Below are 20,868 nucleotides of genomic sequence, written 5' to 3' on the forward strand. Positions count from 1 at the left end.
CGAATGCTCCACCTGCCCGGTCTGACGCGAACTCCAAGCGCCTGAAAGCCTTTCGCCGGTTTTCAGGCGTTGCGCTGGGATGCGGCCAGATCGGGCCTTCTCGTGTCTTGAATTAAGGAGTTAAACCTATGCACGTCTTTTTACCCGATGGAAAACAACTGGATTTACCCCAGGGCGCAACTGCGCTGGACGCCGCTCAGGCGATTGGCCCCCGGCTGGCCCAGGACGCTTTAGCCGCCACCGCCAACGGCGTGCTGACCGATTTGCAGACCCCGCTGCCCGAGGGCGCAGAGATCAGCCTGATCACCAAGAAGAATCCGGGCCAGGCACAGAGCGTCTTCCGGCACTCGCTGGGCCACGCCATGAGTCAGGCGGTGGGCGAGTACTACGAGCGCAAGGGCTATCCCCGCAACGCGGTCAAGCGCGGCGTCGGCCCCAGCATCGAGAACGGCTTCTACCAGGATTTCGATCTGCCCGAACCGCTCGGCGAGGAGGAGTTGCCCGAGATCGAGAAGATCATGCGCGAGATCATCGGGCGCGGTCTGGACATCACCCGCAGCGAGGTCAGCAAGGCGCAGGCGCTGGAGCAGTTCGGCTTCGATCCTTACAAGGTGGAGCTGATTTCCGCCCTGCCCGACGACGAGTCGATCACCTTCTACACGCAGGGCGAGTACGTGGACCTGTGCCGGGGACCGCACTTTCCCAATACGGGCAAGCTGCCTACCGCCTTCAAACTGACCAGCACCAGCGGGGCGTACTGGCGCGGCAACGAGAAGAACCCCATCTTGCAGCGCGTGTATGGCGTGGCTTTCGCGTCGCAAAAAGAGCTGGACGAGTACCTGGAGCGGCTGGAAGAGGCCAAGCGGCGCGACCACCGTAAGCTGGGCCGCGAGCTGGAACTGTTCACGATTGACCCGCTGGTGGGCAAGGGTCTGCCGCTGTGGCTGCCCAACGGCACGGTGCTGCGTGAGGAACTGGCGGCCTTCCTCAAGGAGCAGCAGTTCCAGCGCGGTTATCAGGGCGTCATCACGCCGAACATCGGCAATCTGGAGCTGTACAAAACGTCCGGGCATTACCAGAACTACAGCGACAGCAATTTCTCTCCGATCACCGTGGATGACGAGCAGTATATGCTCAAGCCGATGAACTGCCCGCACCACGTCCGCATCTACGACAGCAAGCCGCGCAGTTACCGCGATCTGCCCGTGCGTCTGGCCGAGTTCGGCACGGTCTACCGCTACGAGCAGTCCGGCGAGCTGAACGGATTAACGCGGGTGCGCGGCTTCACGCAGGATGACGCGCATATCTTCTGCCGCACGGATCAGCTCAAGAAAGAGTTCCTGGACGTGCTGGACCTGACCGTGCTGGTTCTGCGGACCTTCGGCATGAACGATGTGCGCTTCCGCGTCGGCACCCGTGACCCCGCAGATGAAAAGTACGTGGGCGACGCCGCCAACTGGCAACTGGCCGAAGACGGGATTATTCAGGCGGTGGAGGAAGTCGGGCTGCCCTACAGCATTGAGCCGGGGGACGCCGCCTTCTACGGCCCCAAGCTGGACTTCGTGGTCAAGGACGTGCTGGGCCGCGAGTGGCAACTGGGGACCATTCAGGTGGATTACAACCTGCCCGAACGCTTCGACATCTCGTATGTGGGCGAGGACGGCCAGGACCACCGCCCGGTCATGATCCACCGCGCCCCCTTCGGCAGTCTGGAACGCTTCGTGGGCATCCTGATCGAGCATTACGCCGGGGACTTCCCGCTGTGGCTGGCCCCGCGCCAGATCGCCATCGTGCCCATCGCAGACCGTCACAACGCCTACGCCGAGGAGCTGCGCGCCGAGCTGCATAAGGCTGGACTGCGCGCCGAGGTGGACGACACCTCCAACCGGATGCAGGCCAAGGTCCGCAACGCCGAACTGTCCAAGATTCCCATGATTCTGGTGGTGGGCGACAAGGAGCAGGAAGCCCGGCAGGTCAGCACACGCGAACGTTGGCCGGACGGTCACCGGGAGCGTAAGGGCGTGGGCTTTGACGAGCTGAAAGCTGAATTGCTGGAACGGTACAAGAGCCGCAGCTAAAGTAAGTACGGGAGAGGCCGCCTGCCGGGATTCGGGGCGGCCTCTTTACTTTTGGCCCTAAGTTACGTTCAACCCCTCTCATACAGAGGCATACTTCTCCGATGACCACGAACGCCCCCGATGTCGACATCGCCGCCGATCCTTTCATGCAAGAAGAGCTGGAGCTGCCCGGCCTGAGCGCCCTGACCGAACAGTGGCTCTCGGCAGTGGGCGAAGACCCGCAGCGCGAGGGGCTGCTCAAGACCCCGCACCGCGTCGCCAAAGCCTGGAACTTCCTGACCGACGGCTATCGCATGACGCTGGAGGAGGCCGCTGGAAACGCCGTCTTCGAGGCCGAGGGCAGCGAGATGGTGATCGTCAAGGACATTGAGTTCTACAGCATGTGCGAACACCATATGCTGCCCTTTTACGGGCGGGCACACGTCGCCTACATTCCCGACGGCAAGATTCTGGGCCTGAGCAAGTTCGCGCGTATTGTGGACCTGTACGCCCGGCGTTTGCAGGTGCAGGAGCGCATTACCACCCAACTGGCCGACGCCGTGGTGGAACTGCTGGCCCCCAAGGGTGTGGCCGTGCTGATGGAAGGCACGCACCTTTGCATGGCGATGCGCGGCGTGCAGAAGCAGAATTCGTCCACCACCACCAGCGCCATGCGCGGTGTGTTCCGGGATGACCCCCGCACCCGCGCCGAGTTCATGAGCGCCACGCAGACGACCCTGCGCTCACGCTGAAGCCCGGTTGAAGAGGCGAGGGGGCCGTGATTCGCGTCACTGGCCCCCTTTCTTTTGTTGTTACCCCTGTCGTTCCAGCCAGCCTGCCAGCCACGGCAGCTTCTTCTGCACCTTCTCCTTCATGCCGCCCCAGTAGCGCCGTGACCAGCCCTCGATGTTGCGCTGCTTTCCACGGGCCACGGCCATTGCGCCCTCGGGAATGTCGTCGTGGACGGCGCTTCCGGCGGCGATAAAGGCGGCGTCGCCCACCGTGCGCGGCGCGATGATCGTGCTGTTGCTGCCGATGAAGACGCCCGCGCCGATCACGCTGGGATGCTTGTTGATGCCGTCATAGTTGGCGACAATCGTCCCCGCGCCGACATTGGTTTCCGCGCCGATGCTCACGTCGCCCAGGTAGGCCAGATGCCCGGCCTTGACCCCGGCGTCCAGCCGCGCGTTCTTGGTCTCCACGAAGTTGCCGATATGCACGCCCGCGCCCAGCACGCTGCCGGGGCGCAGGCGGGCAAACGGCCCCACATCGCTGCCCGCGCCGACGTGTGCGCCCTCTAAAACACTGTGGGGCTTGACCACCACGCCCGCCTCCAGCACGCTGTCGGTGACGATGCTGTACGCGCCGATGGTGACGCCCCCCGCCAGCACCGTCTGTCCGCGCAGGATCACGCCGGGTTCCAGGGTCACGTCGCGGGCGATCTGCACGCTGTCCTCGATGCTGATGCGCTCAGGGTCTTGCAGGGTCACGCCCGCGCGCATGTGGGCAGCGTTGGTGCGGCGGCGCAGGATGGCCTCCAGTTCGGCCAGCCCGGTGCGGTCATTTGCGCCCATCACCTCATCAGGGTCCGCGAGCTTGAAGGCGTGGGCGGCCTCACCCTCGGCGCGGTACAGGCCCAGCAGATCGGTCAGGTAGTACTCGCCCGCCGCGTTGTCGTTGCCGATGCGGTGAGCCAGTTCGCCCGCCCGCGAGTCCATCAGGTACACGCCGCTGTTGAACTCGCCCACCGCCTCTTCCTCGGATGTGGCGTCTTTTTGCTCCACGATGCGCTCGATATCACCCTGCGCGTCGCGGATGATGCGCCCGTAGCCGGTGGCGTCCGGCAGTTCGCCGGTCAGGATGGTCAGGGCGCTACCGCGCGCGCGGTGGTCTTCCAGCATGGCTTCCAGCGTCCCGGAGCGCAGCAGGGGCGTGTCGCCGTATAGGACCAGCACGTCCGCGTCCTCATGGCCATTGCCCTGAAGCGAATCGGCCAGCACGTCGATGCCGCAGATGAAGGCGTGCCCGGTGCCCAGCCGCTGTTCCTGCCGGGCAAAAACGACACCCTGCCCCCCCAGCGCCGCCTCTACTTTCTCCGCGCCGTGTCCGGTCACGACCACAATGTTTCGTGCGCCCAGCTCACGCGCCGCCTTCACGGCCCAGGCCACCATCGGGCGGCCCGCGACGGGGTGCAGCACCTTGGGGAGGGCCGAATTCATGCGGGTTCCCTGACCCGCCGCAAGGATCACCACGTCCAGCGGACGTCTATATGCAGTCATTCCATTTCACCTTTAGGCCAGTGTAGTGCAAGCCCCCCCGCCTGGGGGGCGGCTGGTCAGATGTGTGGCGTTCCGGCCCGCGTCATATGGACTCCGATTGAAAGGTGTTGGGAGCATCTGGAAATCCGAACGGGCGTCCAGGCGTTCTCTCTGCGAGCTGTACCAGTCATGGGCGCTGCTCTGGAAAGGAGAAAAATGGATTCCGGGCGTGGAGTGCAGGAATCAGCGCTGTCCCGATTTCTGCACGAAACAGACGGAATCCGTATCAGGCCCCACAATGCCCTGTATGCAACGTTCCACTGTGCCGCCTTCCACTGTGCAGCGTCCCGGCAAGCGTCTCGCGGTGATCCACACCGGCGGCACCATCGCCAGCCGTCCCAGCCCCGACGGGCGCGGCCTGACCCCCCAGCAGGCCCCCAGCGTGCCGGGTCTGGCGGACGTGGAGGTCCACGATTTCCATCCCTTCAACCTGCCCAGCCCGCATATCACGCCCGCGCATATGCTGGAGCTGGCGGGGCTGATCCGGCAGCTTGCGCCCCAACATGATGGAATTGTCGTCACGCACGGCACCGACACCCTGGAGGAAACGGCCTTCGCCTTGCATCTGCTGCTGGATACTCCCACGCCCGTCGTCCTGACTGGCAGCATGCGGCACGCAGGCGAGGTGTCCTGGGACGGCCCGGCCAACCTGCTGGACGCCGCCGGGGTGGCCCTGAATCCGCAGAGTGTCAGATCACAGGGCACCGGGCGCGGTCCGCTAGTGGTCTTCGGCGGCGACATCTTCGACGCGCGCACCGTGACCAAGGTGCATACCACCGCCGTGGACGCGTTCGGCGGTTATCCCGGCCCCATCGGGCGGATTGACCGCACCAGCAACGGAACAGAAGACGCGGCGCATGTCCGGTTCTTCGCCACCCCTGAACAGCGCCGCACCTACGCGCCCGGCAGCCTGAATGCCCGCGTGGACATCCTGTACGCCTACGCGGGCTGGCGCGGCGAGGGCTACGCCGGGGCGCAGGCAGACGCGGACGGCATCGTGATCGCGGCCCTTGGCACGGGCAACCTGCCCGCCGAGTTGCTGCCCCTGATTGCCGCCACCCGGCAGCCGGTGATCATCGCCACCCGCACCCATGCCGGTCCGGTGCTGCCGATCTACGGCTATGCGGGCGGCGGCGCGACGCTGGTGAAAGCCGGAGCCATTCCCGCCAGCTTCCTGAATGCCCACAAGGCCCGCATCCTGCTGCTGACGCTGCTGGGATCGGGCCTGGGGAAAGAGGAGATCAGGGCGGTGTTCGGGGAGGCGGGCTTTTAAGAGGGGATCAGCCGAACTGACCGTGCCTCCTTTACTCCGCCGACTCCAGATCCAGCCGGATCAGGAAGCGTCCGCAGGATGGGCATTTCACGGGAGGCAACTTGCCCAGCGCGGCTTTCTGCTGCACGTTGATGGGCAACACCACGTTGCAGCCGGTGCAGCGCCCGCCCTTGATCTCCACCACGCCCAGACCCTTCTTGGCCTTGCGGATCATGTCGTACTCGCGCACGGTGCGGGCGTCCAGATCACCGACCAGCCCGGCGCGTTCCTGGCGGTCTGCCTCACCCTGGGCGCGCAGGTCCTCGATCCGGGCCTCGTCCTTCTCTTCCATCGTGTTCAGGCTGGGGCGCAGGGCGCGGTGCTGGGCGCGCAGATCGGCGGCCTTTTCATTCAGTTCGCGCTGACGCTCGCGCAGGGGCACTAGGTCCTCCTCCATCTCGTCGGCGCGCTCGCCGAGTTGCTGGATGCGGCTGCCGTACTGGCTCTGGGCGCGGGCATCGAAGGCGTTCTTTTCCTGCTCCTCGGCGGCGCGGGCGATCTGCTCGCGGGTGCCGCCCAGATCCTGCTCCTGCTGCCGGACGCGCTTGTCCACGCCTTCCAGGGTGATCTCGGTGTCTTCCAGATCGTTGTTGAGGCGGCCCTGCTCGGCGCGGGCGGCCCGCAGGTCATCGGGGAAATTCTGTTCCTCGTCGCGCAGACGGTCAAGGCCCAGGTCAAGTTCCTGGACACGGTGCAGGCGACGGAGGGGGGAAAGATCAGTCATCACCCGCCAGTGTACCCCCCAATCGCCAGGGCCGGTTCCGAAGGGGCAAGAAAACGTGAGGGCGGCGCAGCGTTGAGTGCAAGCTCTCGCTCCCTCGCCGTCGGATATGGGTGCTCTGAACTGTTCCCAGAGTTGCCATAACCCTTGCACTCTGTTATGCTATTAACGTAATCAGCGTAGCCCATTCAATCTGCTCAGGAGGTTTCCCATGCTCTACCGACACGGTGATGTTCTCGTCCAAAGCGTTTCTATCCTGCCCGAAGCCCACTCCCGCCCCGGCGTCACGCTGGCGCGCGGCGAGGTGACAGGTCACAGCCACCGTTTTGCCGAGGCTGCGGCGGTGCAACTGTACTCGGCAGGCGCAGACACCTATGTGCAGGTGCTGGCCGACAGCGCCGATCTGATCCACGAGGAACACGCCACCATCACGCTGCCGCGCGGCTTTTACAAGGTATGGATGCAGCGCGAATACAGCCCCGAAGCGATTCGCCGGGTGCTGGACTGATGCCGCAGGTGTTGAACGCCGCCGAGGCGCGGCAACTGCTCCTGAGCGGCGAGGCGCACGGTCCCTTAAAGTTCCGTGGACGGCTTGATCTGTCGGGTCAGAAGGGGCTGCGTCGCCTGCCCGCTGGCCTGAGCGGCGACACCCTGGACATCAGCGATACGGGTCTGAGCGAATTGCCCGAAGACCTGCATGTGGGCGAACTGATCGCCCGCAACCTGCCCCTGATGGGCGTTCCCGCCAGCCTGCGCGTGCAGTTCCGCCTGACCCTGGACGGCTGTTCTCGCCTGCAAACGTTGCCCGAGGGCCTCAACGTCGGCTCGCTGAACTTGCAGGACTGCCTCTCGCTGGAAGCACTGCCCGAGGGGCTGGACGTCTGCTTTCTGAACATCAACCGCTGTGAGGCATTGGCTGGCTGGCCCACGCACGCCCAGGTCCGCTTCGGCCACCTGTCGGCCCGCGACTGCCTGAGCCTGCGCGAATTGCCGGGCTGGCTGACGCAGGTGGCGCAACTGGACATTTCGGGCTGCCGGGGCATCACGGAGTTGCCGCCGGGTCTGCGCGTCAGCGGCTGGCTGGATGTGGCGGGCAGCGGCCTGACCGTGTTGCCAGCCGGATCGGTTCCCGCCCTGCGCTGGCGCGGCGTGCGGGTGGACGAGCGGCTGGCCTTTGCCCCCGAAACCATCAGCGGCGCGGAAATCCTGACCCAGCCCAACGCCGAGGTCCGCCGCGTGATGATGGAGCGCATCGGCTCCGAGCGCTTTCTGGATGAGGTGGGCGCAACCGTGCTGGACCGCGACACGGACGCTGGCGGCGAGCGTACCCTGGTCCGCGTGGAGCTGCCCGACGACGAGCCGTTTGTGGCCGTGTGCGTGGGTTGTCCCTCCACCGGGCGGCGCTACACCCTGCGTGTGCCGCCCACGATCACCCGCGCCCAGGCTGCGTCGGCGTGGCTGGCGGGGTTTGACGACGCGGGGCTGTATCAGCCGGTGATCGAGGCGTAGAGGGGGATTCTTTGAGGAGTGCGGCCTGCGCGGTGGCCCCCTCACCCTTCCGCCGCTTCGCGGCTCCCTCGCTCTCCCACAAGGGGAGAGGGGGGTTAAAACTTGCAGATTTTCAAGTCGCTTGCAGATTCTGCGCCCGTTCCAGATACGCCTCCAGCCTCTCCCTGTCCGCCCACACCGCCGGATCAGGAATGCGCGCCAGCAAGCCGTCGCCGTACACCTGCGCCGCGTCCAGTTCGCTCAGATGCACGTAACCGATGTGGCACTCGCAGCTTGCGCGGGAGCAGGGGCGGGGGCGCAGCAGTTCGCGTACGTCCTGGGTGTAGATGTTGCCGATGGGCCGCTCGATGAAGTGACAGCGGCGGGCGGTGCCGTCGCCCTCCACGCTGATGACCGTCTCGCCCGCGCCACACGGCAGTCCGCGTGTGCGGTAGCGGCGGGTATTGACTTCGAACAGTGGGTCCACCGCGCCGAGCCGGGTCAGATCGTGCGCCGAGTAATAACCCGCGCCCACCTTGAAGGCGTTGATCCACAGGTAGACGTGCGTGGGCAGGGCGGCGCGCAGGGCCTCGATATCTTCAAAATGCCCCTTCTTGCCCACCACGCCCACGCTGTAGCGCACACCACGGGCGTCCAGTTCGGCGCAGCGGGTCAGGAAACGTTCCTGTTTGACCTCGCCGGGATGATAGGTGGCCCACAGACCGATCCTGGATTTGTCTGCGTCGTTCAGCCACTTCAACGAGCTGGAGAGGTTGGTCTGAATAGCCAGTTGCCGAATGTGCGGCAGGCGGCTCAGCCGTGCCAATGCCTGTTGATAGCGCGGCCTGACCAGCGCCTCGCCCCAGGGGGTGAAGAAGACGGAGAGGTCAAACGGCTGCGCCTCCGCCCAGGCCACGAACCGCGCCAGCGCCCGTGCGTCCGCCGCGTGTTCCGCTGCCGACTCGGTGTGCTTGGCGAAGGGGCAGTAGGGGCAGGCATAGTTGCAGCTTGAGAGCGGTCCCCGGTAGATCACGCTCAGGTGGTCTAGCTCCACTCGTACTCCTCGCTCAGCCGCCGCACGGCGGGCGAATACAGCCACGGCCCCAGCGCGTCGGATTGCTCCAGACCAGCGGGGGTTAGGGTCAGGATTCCGGTTTGCAGGTGGGCGAGGTCCGTTTCGGGCAGCATTGCGAGCTGTGGAAAGTCGGTCAGCGCGTCGCTCCCGAACTCCTGACGGTAAGCGCTCAGATTCAGCCCGGAGATATGCAGGAGCGATTGCAGGGCATATCTGCGCTGCCGTTCGTTCTCGCTCAGATGGATGCCGTGCGTGATCTGGCCGAACGCCCCGGCAGGCTGCTCCACGAAATCCTGAATGATCTCGCGCACGCCCACGCGGCCCACGGCGTATTCGCTGGAATAGTGCAGATGCCGCGTGTAGGACCGCGCCCCGCAGCCCAGGCCCACCATGCCGTCCAGTTGGCAGGTGTATTCCGGCTCGGATTCCAGCGGCAGGCTGGCCTTCTGAAAGCGGCGCATGGAGGTCTGCACGTACCCGCGCGATAGCAGGAAATCGCGCCCCAGCCGGTACAGCTCCAGTCGCTCGTCGTCCCAGGTGCGCCCCAGCCGCCCGATTCCAGTCAGCGGGCGCACATACAGCGGATACAGGAACAGTTCCTCCGGCGTCCACGTCAGCGCTGTTTCTAGCGATTCCAGCCACGTCTGCGGCGTCTGGTGCGCCAGTCCGTAGATCAGATCGATGTTCAGCCCCGGCAGCCTGGCAGCGCGGATGTTGTCCAGTGCGGCGAAGACCTCTGCATTGCTCTGCGCGCGGCCCACGCCCCGGACCTCAGATTCCAGAAAGCTCTGAATGCCGATGCTGACGCGGGACACACCCCGTTCGGCCAGCACGCGCAATCGCTCCGGCGTGGCGGTGGCCGGGGAGGTTTCCACGCTGGCAGGGAGTTGGGCTACGCCGAAATGCGTGTCCAGCAGGTTAAACACCCGTTCCAGCTCCCCTGCTTCCAGATAGGTGGGCGTGCCGCCGCCGATGGCGAGGCGCGAGAAGGTGGCCCCGTCCAGCGCGTCCCGCACCACTTCCATCTGCCGTTCCAGCGCGTCCAGATAGGCCCGTTCCAGGCTGACCGGGGCGTTGGCGACGGTGAAGAGGTTGCAAAAGCCGCAGCGCATCTCGCAGAAGGGAATGTGTAGATACAGGAACAGGTTTTGGCGGTTCTCGGCGGCCCAGGCGTCGCGCAGCGGTACGGGTTCGGTCAGCGGGCGATATGCTGTTTTGTGCGGATAGCCGTAGGTATAGCTCTGGTACGGGCCGCCGCTCAGCAGCTCAGGGAGGGTGGCGGTCATGCCCCAGTTTCCCCCAAAACCAGTTCCGCGTATGGCACCGTCCACACCAGCGGATGCGCGAGGCGGTGGCCGTGGTAGCCGTCCTCGCCAAAACAGGTGCCGTGATCGGCGCAGATGATCAGCAAAGTAGTGCCGCGTGCGCGCAGGGCGTCCAGCAGAACGGGAAGGGCCGCGTCTACCGTTCGCAGCGCCGCCCGTTGTGTTTCCGGCGAATCCTGCCGCGCGCCCGGCACATAGAAATGCGTGGGCGTGTGGGTCGCCGCCACGTTCAGCAGCAGAAAGGCTCTTTGCTCGAATGGAACGGCGCGCAATGCCTCCGCCGCCACGCGCGTCTGCACGTCCGCCGAATCCGGGTTTTTCACGCCGCTGGCCGGGGACCAGTGCGCCTCCGCGAACAGGGAAGGCAGCGCACTGCCCAGCGCCGAGCGCCCGTTGAAGAAGCCCACGCCGCCCACGCAGACGGTGTGATACCCGCGTGCGGCCAGGGCGGCAGGCAACGTCGCTTCCTCGAAGGTCAGGGTCTGCGGCGAGGTGCTGCGGCTGCCCTCGAAGGCGGCGGCAAACAGACGCGGATGCCGTCCCGGACGCGCGGGCGTGGGCAGAAAGCCCGATAGGAAGGCTTGGTGCGCGGCGTAGGTGAAGCTGCCAGGGGTGTGCCTCTTCTCCCACACGCCGCCGGGCAGCAGGGCGGCCAGATTCGGAGTCTCGCCCGCCTCCAGCGCGGCCACGGCCACGTCGTAACGCAGGCTGTCCAACGTGATCAGGGCCACGTCGCAGCGTCCGATCAGCTCACGCGCGTCGAGCATTCCGCACCTCCAGCGCCAGCAACTCCGCCGCGTAGGTGTCCTGTCCGTCCACCAGCACGCCCCGGTGGTAGTCGCCAAACGCGTTCACTTCCAGCACCGCCTGACGTTTCCACCCTGGCGTCAGCAGCAGGTCCACGCCGCCGTAGAGTGCGCCGGGGAAGGCGGCGAGGGCGGCCTCGGCGGTGCGGCCCACCTCTGCCCAGCGTTCCGCGCCCAGCTCAGCTTTCAGCGCCTCAATGTCGCCCCGCTCATTGCCCAGGTGCAGGTTGGTGATCGGCCCGCGCGACGTTCGCACCAGCGCGTGCTGCGCCCGCCCGCCGATGACCACCACGCGCAGATCGATGGTGCCGCCGCCGAAACTGGCCTTGGGGAGCCAGCGTTCGACATGCAGGCGGTGCGGGGCCAGCGCGTCGATCAGCGCCCCAACCTCTGCCCAGTCCTCCAGCTTGATCAGCCGCCGTGAATTGAACAGCCGCCTGCCCTCCTGACGAACGGTGGTCACGGCGCTGACCCGTTGCCCGGCCCATTGCAAAGCGACGATGCCCGAACCGCTGGAGCCGTAGGCCAGCTTGACGAACAGCCGTGACCAGCCGCGTTCCCGCGCCGCGTGCATCAGCCCGTCGAACGATTGAATGTCCGGCAGCGCGTCTGGCACTGGCACGCCTGCCGCCTGTAAAAGCGCGTGGGTGGCGGGTTTGTCGAACATGCTCAGGATGTGATCGGTGGTTTGCATCCGGGTGTGGGGCGGGGCGTGTCGTAACTGAGCATCCAACTCCCGCAAAACCTGGCTGAAGCCCGCGTACCATGCCCGCGACGGCGCGAGTTCGCCTGCCTCAAGGTCCACGGGTTGCCCGCCGCCCAGTCCGATCAGCGCCAGCTCGGTCTGAATGTCCTCGCCCGGCGACTCGAAGCGCACGACGCTGCCGGGGCGCACCTCCGCCGCCAGATGGACCCGGCCTGTCATCAAATCCAGATACGACACCACCCGCGCTGGGGGCCAGTCCAGGCTTTCCAGCGTGGTCCCGAAAGCGCGGGCGCGTCGGCCATCGGGCGGGGCGATCAGCAGCACATCGCGGGGCGGCAGTTCGGTTGAAAGGTGTGCCGGGTTCATTCCCCCAGAGCCACGAACCGCCAGTCGTCCTCGTCGTCCTGATGATCGGAGGTGTCCACCTCGATGGGCAGCGCGCCGAGCTTTTCCATCATCTCCTCGGTGCAGAAGTGGTGGGTGAGGACCAGTTTCTTCAGGGTTTTGACGCGTTCGCTGTCCAGCAACGCCGCCGCGCCCTCGTCTGTCAGGGTGCCCAGCGACAGGTCCAGCACGGCCAGTTGGTCCAGGATTGGCGCGTGGGCGAACATCTGCGCGATCTCGTCCTGATGTTCGCTGTTCTTGACCCCCAGGTATTTCAGGGCCGGAAAGCGCGAGCCGTCCAGCAGCGGCGTCAGATCGTCGGCGGCACTGGTCGCCCCGTAGTCCTCGGTGCCCAGATACAGTTCCAGATGTTCCAGCCGGGGCAGGTCGGCAGTGACCACCTCGCGCACCACCTCGGCGCTCAGGCCGCCCGCCTGGACGATCAGTTCGCGCAGCTCTGGCAGTTTAATCTGGCCCAGGCTCAGGCCGTTGCCGCCGCGCACGCCCAGGTGCGTCAATTGCGGGTAGGCGGCCAGGATGGGGGAGAGATCGCCCTGCGTGATCCACGACACCTCGTTTTCCTCGTAAGTGATGTCTCCGATAAACAGAACCCTGATGTTGGAAAGCTGCGTATGGGCGGCCACCAATGCCTCAATGACCTCGTCGGGCACACCGTCCATACTTTCATCGGTCCACAGCCCCACCACGAAGCCCTGGCTGGCCTCCACCCCTGGCAGCGCCAGAAACGCCCGGAACTTGTCGGTCCAGCCCGTCTTGTCGTCGTAATCCACGGCAACGCGGTGGATAGTGGTCCCCGTGTCGCCCAGCGGCTGCCCCGGCTCCCACTGTTTTACCTGAAAGCCGCCAAATTCCGTCAGATGCTCACCGATGGTCATGCGCCAGTTTAAGCTGTGCGGAGTTCATGACGAGTCTGGGCGTGGCAAGCTCGGTCATCTTTACGGTCATCTGACCCCGCGCACAGGCGTACCCTGACTCCATGTTCTCGCGCCCTGGCCGTCCCGCTTCCACCCTTGACCCCGATGCGCCCAGAGTCAAACGCGATCCCCGGCAACTCATCCGGCTGCTGGCCTACGCCAAACCGTACCGGGTCATCTTCATTCTGGGCGCGCTGGCCACCCTGGTCTCCAGCGGCCTGAATCTGGTCTTTCCGCTGCTGTTCGGGCGGCTGATCGACGCCTCGTTCCTGAAGGTGGGCAGCACCGACACCGGGCCGCTGGACCGCACCGTGCTGCTGCTGCTGGGTATCTTCGCGCTGTCGTCGCTGTTCGGGGCGGCGCAGTCGTACCTGCTCTCGCGGGTGGGGGCGGGCGTGGTGGCGGACCTGCGGCGTTCGCTGTTCTCGCACCTGCTCACGCTGTCGCCGCGCTTTTTCGGGGACCACAAGACCGGGGACCTGACCAGCCGCCTGACCGCCGACGTGGGCACCGTGCAGACCGTGACCAGCACGGCGCTGGCGCAACTGGCCGCGCAGTCGGTCAGCCTGATCGGGGCCGTGATCCTGCTGATCCTGACCAGTTTCAAACTGAGCCTGCTGACCCTGGCCGTAATTCCGCTGATCATCGGGACCGCTGTGTTCATCGGGCGGCGCATCCGCAAGGTCAGCCGCGAGGTACAGGACGCCGTGGCCGCCGCCAACGCCGACGCCGAGGAAGCCATCAGCGGCGTGCGCGTGGTCCAGAGTTTCACCGCCGAAAATGTGGAGAGAGGCCGCTACGGGCGGGGCATCGCCCTCAGCTTTCTGGCCGCGCTGCGCCGCGCCCGTCTTCAGGCGCTGATGAGCGGCGTGCTGAGCTTCCTGACCTTCGGGGCGCTGGCCGTGGTGCTGTGGTACGGCGGGCGGCAGGTCATGGCGGGCAGCCTGACCCCCGGCAGTCTGGTCACGTTCCTGATCTACGCCCTTCAGGTGGGCGGCACGGTGGCCGGGCTGACCGGCATCTTCAACCAGTTTCAGGAGGCGCTGGGCGCGTCCAGCCGCATCTTCGAGCTGATGGACGAGCGCACCGATCTGCCCGCGCCCGCCCAACCGTTGCCCCTGGCTCGCGCTGAGGGCCGCGTGGAATTCCGCGACGTGAGCTTTACTTATGACGGCCAGTCCGCCTTTGAGGGTGCGGCCATCCTGCGCCACATCAATGTGGACGTTCCCGCCGGGCAGGTTGTCGCACTCGTTGGCCCCAGCGGGGCGGGCAAGACCACCTTCGTCAACCTGATTCCACGCTTCTGGGACGTGACTGGCGGCTCCCTGCGCGTGGACGGCCAGGACATCCGTGAGTACCCGCTGGAGGACCTGCGCGCCCAGGTGGGTCTGGTGCCGCAGGAGACGCTGCTGTTCTCCGGCAGCGTGCGCGAGAACATCCTGTATGGTCGCCCCGACGCCACGCCGCAGGAAGTCGAGGCCGCCGCGAAAGCGGCCAACGCCGACGACTTCATCCGCGCCTTTGAACACGGCTATGAAACGGTGGTGGGCGAGCGCGGCGTCAAGCTGTCGGGCGGTCAGCGCCAGCGCGTCGCCATCGCCCGCGCGATCCTCAAAGACCCGCGCATCCTGATTCTGGACGAGGCCACCAGCGCCCTGGACAACGAATCCGAATATCTGGTGCAGGCCGCGCTGGAACGCCTGATGCTGCGCCGCACCACCTTCGTGATCGCCCACCGCCTGTCTACCATCCGCAACGCGGACCGCATTCTGGTCATGAACTCCGGCGAAGTGATCGAGGACGGCACGCACGCCGAACTGCTGGCCCAGGGAGGCCTGTACCGTGACCTGTACGAACTGCAATTCCGCCAGGAGCAGGAAGCGCAGGCGGAACTGGTCTGAGGTGGGGCGGCTCTGGCCTACGCCGTTTGGCTGGGGCTTGCGTGTTCTGGGGGGGGATGGTACTATCCTTTTCGCGCCGGAAACGGCCCGCCACCGCGAGAAGGACCCCTGTTCGGCAGTAGCTCAGTGGCAGAGCGTTCGACTGTTAATCGAATGGTCGTAGGTTCGACCCCTACCTGCCGAGCCACAAGAAAAGCCCCCGCTTAAGTGCGGGGGTTTTTGCTGTGCGGGTTGTCTTGAGAACAGGGTTTAGCGGCCCTGATACTCGGACAGGTTCTTCCAGGGTTCCAAGATATTTGCGCCGAGCGACTGCGCGGAGGTCGATGTTCCTCCACTGGACTTGATCCAGGACGTGTAATCCGTCGCCAGCGGTGCGGGCATGGTGGCCAGCGCGTAGGTGGTCTTCCTGGTCTTGGTGTTGACCTGTGTGTCGAAGACGTTCCAGCCACGCTTCAGGACCACATTGGCCGTCACGTCGTCCAGGCCGACACAATTGCCCGTGAAAGTGAATGAAGAGTCGACCTCGGAAAAGACCCAGGACTTGTAACTGTAGATGTCCGGGTTGGTGTTGACCGGGGAGATGAGGGTGGCGTTATTGTCTGTGAGTAGCTTGTTGATTGGCCGGACCCGCAGTGCGGCGGACGCGTCGGTGGTCACCTTGTCGCACAGGCCGAACAGATCTGTCGCTTTGATCAGGCTGTCCTGATAGGTCGTCTTCATGGCCTGCGCGTCTGGCAGGGGCAGATCAAATTTTCCCTCTGCACTGACCCCTGTGGACAGGGCCGGTTCCTCGGCGCGGACCCTGGCGGTGAGATTGGGGATGATCTGCCCCTTGATCAGCCCCATCTGCTCGGTGGGGGGCTTGGGATCGGGTTCAGGCGTGGTGCCGCCCCCGCCCCCACAGGCACTCAGCACCAGGCTGAGGCCGACAACAGCGGCGAAAGTAGCGGCGGGCCGTTTCAGATTATTTTGATTGAACATGCCTACACCCTGACAGCCGCCCGCCCGAATGGAGTCCCGCTTGCATTCAGGCAGGGCGTGCGTTTTTCTCACTGTTGGATCAGGCAATGGGGGGGGATCCCCCCTGCCTCCTCAAACAGACTGAACGCCAAACTTCAGGCCCAGCTCGGCCATTTCCTCGTTGGGATCGCGTCCGGCCACCAGGGCGTAGGCGGCGCGCTCCGGGGTCAGATAGGCGTCCATCACGCGCTTGAGATCGGTCATTCCCGTGTTCAGGAGTCGCGTTTTGTACGCCTCCTGAACCTCTGGCGTGAATCCAGCCTGATCACCAAAGAAGCGCAGGCGGCCCACGGTGTCTGGGCTGGTCAGCGGGTCCAGTGCCTTGCTGGCCGACAGGATCGCCTCGGTCACCTCGCGCTCGCCCAGATCGCCCTCCAGGAAAGCGCGGGCGTCACGGAAGACCTTGTAGGTACGGGCGATGTTGGGATCGCGGTAGCTGGACATGGCGAACACGCCCTCGCGCGGATCGAAAGACGCACTGCCGCCGTATGCGCCGCCCTTCTCGCGCAGTTCCTTGAGCAGGTATTCGCTCCGCAGCAGCCGCGCCAGCACCAGCAGCGCCGGGCTGTCGGCGTGGGTGTACGGCACCGTCTCGAAGGCCACGGCGTTGAAGGCCACGGGCGAGTCGGTCACGCGCGCCTGCGGGCCGCCGCCACGCGGCTGGGGCAGCGGATGGCCCACCGGAGCGTCCCCGGTGAACAGGTCCGTGAGCGGTTTCAGGTCCAGATTCAGATCGTCCTCGGTGGCGGTTAGGCACAGTACCGGCTGGCCCGAGAGCAGCAGGGTGTGGATGCGCCCGAAGCGTTCCAGCAGGTCGTCAAGTTTGTTGCCCTCCACGATCCCCTTGAGGGTTTCCAGTCCGCTCAGGCCGCCCCAGTTCTCGCCGATGCTGGCGGCGGGGCTGATCTGCGCGGCGGCCAGCCGCTCGGCGTAGGCATTGCCGGAATTGACCACGCTGGCCTTGAGGCCCGCCAGACGCTGCTTGAGCAGTTGCTCCAGCCGTTCGCGGGTGAATTCGGGGGCAGAGATGATGTCGCGCATGACCTCCACCAGCGCCGCGCCGTTGCGGGCCAGCGCCTTGCCGCTGAACGAAATAGCCAGCCGCAGCATGTGCAGGTCGTCCGGGCGCACGCCGCTGCTGGCGCTGGCCCCCACGCCACCGGTCACGGCTTCCATGCGGCGGCTGAGGGCCACGTAATCCTGCCCCGCCGCGCCACTCTTGGTCACGGCGGAGGTGTACAGGGGCAGCACTTCCAGCAAGTCCTGCGGCAGCTCGGGCAAACGCACCTGTACGTCCAGATAGGTCAGGCCCCCGGTGGGCTGTGGCACGCGGGCAATCAGGGCGCGGCCCGCTTCCTCGGTCTCGTAAGGGACGGGGGGAATACTGGCCGGAACGTCGGACAGGGCCAGGGTGGGCAGCACCCCTGGATCGTTTTCCTGCGCCTGGAGTTCCTTGAGCTTCAGGCTCTCGGCCACGATGCGGGCGCGGTCCTCGCCCGTAAAGTCGGCGCTGAGACTTTGCACCAGCTCGCGTTCCTGCTGCTCCATGTGCGTGACCAGTTCGGGATCGGGGGCCAGTTCCATCGTGACGCGGTGGGCGTTGTCCAGCAACTCCCTTTGAAGCATCGGCTCGAACACTTTCCCCGCCGCCAGATCGGCGCGCAGTTTCTCCAACTGGGTGTCCAGACGCAGGCCGGTCAGCGGATCGCCGCCGTACAGCCACGGCCCCAGCAACCGGAACATCACGCCCAGCGCGTAAGGAAAGCCCGAATTGCTGACTTCCTTCTGCCCGATCTCGAACTGGTGCAGGCTGCTTTCGATCAGTTCGGGATCGATGCCGTCCTGAACGATGCCTTGCAGGGTGTCCAGCACCAGTTTCTGCACTTCCTCAACTTTGCCCGCGCCCAGTCCCTTGAGGCCCACGGCGAACGCGCCCTCGCGGAAGGAGTCGCGGTAGCCGGTCAGGTCCGCCAGTGCGCTGCCCAGCCCGGAGTCGATCAGCGGGCGGGTCAGCGGCGCACCCGCGTTGCCCAGCAGCACGTCGCTCAGCACGCTCCAGCGCAGGTTGGCGTCGGCGTCGTTGCTGAGGCCCAGCTTCCACATCACGCTGACCTGGGTGCCGCGCTCGGTGTCGCTGCCGGGGTAGGTCACGCGCTCCTGGCGGGGTTCGGTGAAGGGGGTCTGGTCAGGAATGCTCACGTCCAGCGTCTGGGCCTGGAAGCGCGACATCACATGCGACTCGATCTCGCCCAGGATGCGTGCCAGCGGCAACTTGCCGTAGGTGTAGAAAAAGGCGTTGCTGGGGTGATAGTGCGCCGCGTGAAAGGCCCGCAGGTTGTCGTAGGTCAGCTCTGGAATGTTGGCCGGGGTGCCGCCGGAGTTGTTGGCGTAGGTCAGGTCCGGGAACAGCGCCTTGCCGAAGGCCCGCCACATCACCGCGCCAGCCGAGGCCATCGCGCCCTTCATCTCGTTGTAGACCACACCCTGCAACTTCAGTTCGGTGCTGGAATCTTCAGGGGTCTCGAACTCGAAGCGGTGGCCGTCCTGCCGGAAGCTCTCGTAGCGCATCAGCGGAAAGAAGGTGGCGTCCAGATACACGCCCAGCAGGTTGAAATAGTCCTTCTCGTTGCGGGTGGAAAACGGATAGGTAGTCCAGTCGTTGCTGGTCATGGCGTTCATGAAGGTGTTCAGGCTGCGCGGCAGCATCGCAAAGAATGGGTCTGGCACCGGGTATTTCTGGCTGCCCATCAATACGATGTGTTCCAGGATGTGCGCCACGCCGGTGCTGTCGCGCGGCACGGTGGGGAAGGTGACGCCAAAGGCGCTGTTGTCGTCGTCGCGCACCACATGGGCGTGCCGCGCACCGTTCTCATGGCTCAGCAGGATCAGATGGCCCTGCATCTCGGGCAGGTCTTCCACGCGGTTGACGGTGTAGCGGCCCAGGCGTTCGCCCACGCTGGGGAGGGCGGGCAGGGATGTTGCGGGGGCTATGGTCATGAACGAAAGTTTAGAGCATGAGGTGAAAAAGACCGTGCCCGGAACGCCGAAGTGACTCAGAGAGTCGGGTGCGTACTGCCCTTAAATCTGCACCAAGCGGGGCTGAAGCTTCAGGCCCAGCCGCTCCAATGTGGCCTGAAATTCATGGAAGGGATGCTGCGGGCTTTCCGTGACCAGCGTGATGAGCTTTCCGCTGCCAGACGTGGTAAATGGCGCGAACCCGACGATGACTTCATCCGCCGGATCGAAGAGTTGGAGGCCCGAATCGGCCTGCCCGAAGAACTGGCTCAGCCAGGGTAGATGCGTGCTGGACAGGGTGAGGCCCGCCAGTCGCGGATGCTGCCGCTGGAGCCTTTCGACAAAGGTAGAAACTGCCCGCTGTGTCGTGGCCGGATCGCTCAGAAAGGCTCCGGTCTCTACCAGATCGATCAGCTCGCCAGCTTCCTCGAAGACAAATCGCTCTCTGTGCCTGCCCGCCTCGCCAGCGACATATTCCCGCAGCGCGGCACTGTTCGTCAGCACCCTGGCCCCGATCACGGCCACCATCCCATCAGGCGGGACGTTTTCAAGGGCGGCCCGGATGGGCGGATAGACGCCCAGAATAGGGATATTCAACAGGGGAAGAAGGCGGGGCAACACCGTGACGCTGGGGGCGTTCGAGGCCACGATGATGGACCCGACGCCCCGGCCAGTCAGAAAGTTCAGCGCCGCGAGAATGCTGCCTTCCAGCTCGCCCTCACTCTTTGCGCCGTAGGGAAAGCTGGCCCGGTCCGCCAGATACACGATGTCCTGATCGGGGTAGGCCGCCCTGACTTTCCGCACGATGTCGTAGCTGCCAATTCCGGCGTCGAAGATGCCCACGGGTTGTTTCAGGGGTTCACGCATGTTTGCCTTCTGGTGCTGGCCCGGAAATAACTGAGATTGGAGGCTCCAACGATTTTGCCAGAGCGTGCCTCGACACCGCCGTCGCGGATTTTGGGCTGCGAAATGAGCCGGGGTTGAGACCCGCCCGCACAAATCTATTTTTTCATACAGGCGGTCTGGTTGGTCAACTCCGGGCGATACTCGAAATGCATGGTGTCGTAGTGGTACCAGCGCCCTCCCCAGATCCAGCCGTGCCGCTCAAAAATGTTGACCAGGGCGGCAGGGATCTGGTTGCGGTAGCGAATGCCGCGCTGCCCCTCGGCGTAGCCGTCCCACTGCCAGTAGGCAGAAAGTTTGATGTTCAGATCAATGGCGGCCCCGAAGGAATGCACGCTCAGCCGGGGCGTTCCGGCCACCGTGCGCCACAGGAAAGTGCCTGCGCTGGGCCGGACATACGGCAGCAATTTTGGCTGGGTTGCCAGTTCCCGCGCAATTGCTTGCAGCGAAGCGGCCACCCCATTGACCCGCGTGACCTGAACCGTCTGGCCGAACCAATTGACTGCCTCAAGATTCTGACGGACCCCGGCGGCACTTTCCCCGTACATCTTCTTGAACAGCGGCTCGAATCTGGCCCGGCCCGGATCGAAGTCATAGGCTGGAACCGCCAGAGGCTGACAGGCTGGATAGGGCGTTGCCAACTGATCGAGCAATCCAGGCTGATTGAGCCGGGCCACGTAAGAAGCTGCCCCGGACGCGGTCATCGGCATGAGGGTGCCGTCCCTCCACAGCAATTGATCGCCCCTGACACCTGCCAGAAATGCGGGATAGGCCTGAACCAGCCGCACGAGCTGCTGCTTCTGTGGTCCAGTTAAAGCGGAAGTGGCACCCAGACCGAACAGCGCGAGGAGCGCGGTCAGCTTCACGGCGTTCAACCGCTGGTCCAGGAAGTCACGCCCCAT

The 20,868-nt window shown here is 65.3% G+C and carries 17 protein-coding genes and 1 tRNA gene; 7 read left to right on the forward strand and 11 right to left on the reverse strand.

What is annotated here, in order from left to right:
• Positions 1-128: 128 nt before the first annotated feature.
• Together thrS and folE are read left to right on the forward strand one after the other, a co-directional pair.
• Positions 129-2,078 (forward strand): threonine--tRNA ligase, encoded by a 1,950-nt coding sequence (thrS, locus tag BOO71_RS15195; RefSeq protein WP_075833850.1) that lies wholly within the window; start codon positions 129-131, stop codon positions 2,076-2,078.
• Between the two features lie 101 nt (positions 2,079-2,179).
• On the forward strand, positions 2,180-2,809 hold the full coding sequence (gene folE / locus BOO71_RS15200) for a GTP cyclohydrolase I FolE (protein WP_075833852.1): 630 nt from the start codon (positions 2,180-2,182) through the stop codon (positions 2,807-2,809).
• 60 nt (positions 2,810-2,869) lie between these two features.
• On the opposite strand, the gene glmU is transcribed toward folE, so the two are convergent.
• Positions 2,870-4,336 (reverse strand): bifunctional UDP-N-acetylglucosamine diphosphorylase/glucosamine-1-phosphate N-acetyltransferase GlmU, encoded by a 1,467-nt coding sequence (gene glmU / locus BOO71_RS15205; RefSeq protein ID WP_075833854.1) that lies wholly within the window; start codon positions 4,334-4,336, stop codon positions 2,870-2,872.
• A 286-nt stretch (positions 4,337-4,622) separates the two neighbouring features.
• Between glmU and BOO71_RS15210 the strand changes: the two genes are divergently transcribed.
• Positions 4,623-5,648: an asparaginase gene (locus BOO71_RS15210; RefSeq protein ID WP_075833856.1), complete on the forward strand. Its 1,026-nt coding sequence runs from the start codon at positions 4,623-4,625 to the stop codon at positions 5,646-5,648.
• A gap of 31 nt (positions 5,649-5,679) precedes the next feature.
• Here BOO71_RS15210 and BOO71_RS15215 read toward each other — a convergent pair whose 3' ends face one another.
• Positions 5,680-6,411: a zinc ribbon domain-containing protein gene (locus BOO71_RS15215; protein WP_075833858.1), complete on the reverse strand. Its 732-nt coding sequence runs from the start codon at positions 6,409-6,411 to the stop codon at positions 5,680-5,682.
• A gap of 208 nt (positions 6,412-6,619) precedes the next feature.
• Here BOO71_RS15215 and BOO71_RS15220 point away from each other — a divergent pair, with 208 nt between their 5' ends.
• Positions 6,620-6,916: a hypothetical protein gene (locus BOO71_RS15220; RefSeq protein WP_075833860.1), complete on the forward strand. Its 297-nt coding sequence runs from the start codon at positions 6,620-6,622 to the stop codon at positions 6,914-6,916.
• A complete protein-coding gene (locus BOO71_RS15225; protein WP_075833862.1) occupies positions 6,916-7,917 on the forward strand; it encodes a DUF6745 domain-containing protein in 1,002 nt (333 codons plus the stop codon). Before BOO71_RS15220 ends, BOO71_RS15225 begins: the two co-directional genes overlap by 1 nt.
• A gap of 112 nt (positions 7,918-8,029) precedes the next feature.
• Here BOO71_RS15225 and BOO71_RS15230 read toward each other — a convergent pair whose 3' ends face one another.
• Genes BOO71_RS15230 through BOO71_RS15250 form a run of 5 tightly spaced genes read right to left on the reverse strand, consistent with a single transcriptional unit; the run spans position 8,030 to position 13,088 of the window.
• Positions 8,030-8,950, reverse strand: coding sequence for an STM4011 family radical SAM protein (locus tag BOO71_RS15230; RefSeq protein ID WP_083653482.1), 921 nt, complete (start codon positions 8,948-8,950; stop codon positions 8,030-8,032).
• A complete protein-coding gene (locus BOO71_RS15235) occupies positions 8,941-10,257 on the reverse strand; it encodes an STM4012 family radical SAM protein (protein WP_075833864.1) in 1,317 nt (438 codons plus the stop codon). The genes BOO71_RS15230 and BOO71_RS15235 overlap by 10 nt, the downstream gene beginning before the upstream one ends.
• Positions 10,254-11,063 (reverse strand): STM4013/SEN3800 family hydrolase, encoded by an 810-nt coding sequence (locus tag BOO71_RS15240; RefSeq protein ID WP_075833866.1) that lies wholly within the window; start codon positions 11,061-11,063, stop codon positions 10,254-10,256. Before BOO71_RS15240 ends, BOO71_RS15235 begins: the two co-directional genes overlap by 4 nt.
• Positions 11,047-12,174, reverse strand: coding sequence for an STM4014 family protein (locus tag BOO71_RS15245; RefSeq protein WP_075833868.1), 1,128 nt, complete (start codon positions 12,172-12,174; stop codon positions 11,047-11,049). The genes BOO71_RS15240 and BOO71_RS15245 overlap by 17 nt, the downstream gene beginning before the upstream one ends.
• On the reverse strand, positions 12,171-13,088 hold the full coding sequence (locus tag BOO71_RS15250; RefSeq protein WP_075833870.1) for an STM4015 family protein: 918 nt from the start codon (positions 13,086-13,088) through the stop codon (positions 12,171-12,173). The genes BOO71_RS15245 and BOO71_RS15250 overlap by 4 nt, the downstream gene beginning before the upstream one ends.
• Before the next feature lie 101 nt (positions 13,089-13,189).
• Between BOO71_RS15250 and BOO71_RS15255 the strand changes: the two genes are divergently transcribed.
• The gene (locus BOO71_RS15255) at positions 13,190-15,028 is read left to right on the forward strand and encodes an ABC transporter ATP-binding protein (protein ID WP_075833872.1); all 1,839 of its coding nucleotides are present in this window, start codon (positions 13,190-13,192) and stop codon (positions 15,026-15,028) included.
• Positions 15,029-15,140: 112 nt separating this feature from the next.
• Positions 15,141-15,215: transfer RNA gene (locus BOO71_RS15260), tRNA-Asn, on the forward strand.
• A 62-nt stretch (positions 15,216-15,277) separates the two neighbouring features.
• On the opposite strand, the gene BOO71_RS15265 is transcribed toward BOO71_RS15260, so the two are convergent.
• The 4 genes from BOO71_RS15265 to BOO71_RS15280 all read right to left on the reverse strand — a co-directional run bounded on the left by BOO71_RS15265 (position 15,278) and on the right by BOO71_RS15280 (position 20,868).
• A complete protein-coding gene (locus tag BOO71_RS15265; RefSeq protein ID WP_075833873.1) occupies positions 15,278-16,009 on the reverse strand; it encodes a hypothetical protein in 732 nt (243 codons plus the stop codon).
• Positions 16,010-16,120: 111 nt separating this feature from the next.
• Entirely contained in the window at positions 16,121-19,045 is a 2,925-nt protein-coding gene (locus BOO71_RS15270; RefSeq protein ID WP_075833875.1) for an insulinase family protein, read from the reverse strand.
• A gap of 81 nt (positions 19,046-19,126) precedes the next feature.
• Complete coding sequence (locus BOO71_RS15275; RefSeq protein WP_075833877.1) at positions 19,127-19,930, reverse strand: glutamate racemase; 804 nt, start codon at positions 19,928-19,930, stop codon at positions 19,127-19,129.
• 134 nt (positions 19,931-20,064) lie between these two features.
• Entirely contained in the window at positions 20,065-20,868 is an 804-nt protein-coding gene (locus BOO71_RS15280; protein WP_075833878.1) for a M15 family metallopeptidase, read from the reverse strand.

The sequence above is a fragment of the Deinococcus marmoris genome (assembly GCF_001949125.1).
GTDB classification, from domain to species: Bacteria; Deinococcota; Deinococci; order Deinococcales; family Deinococcaceae; genus Deinococcus; species Deinococcus marmoris_A.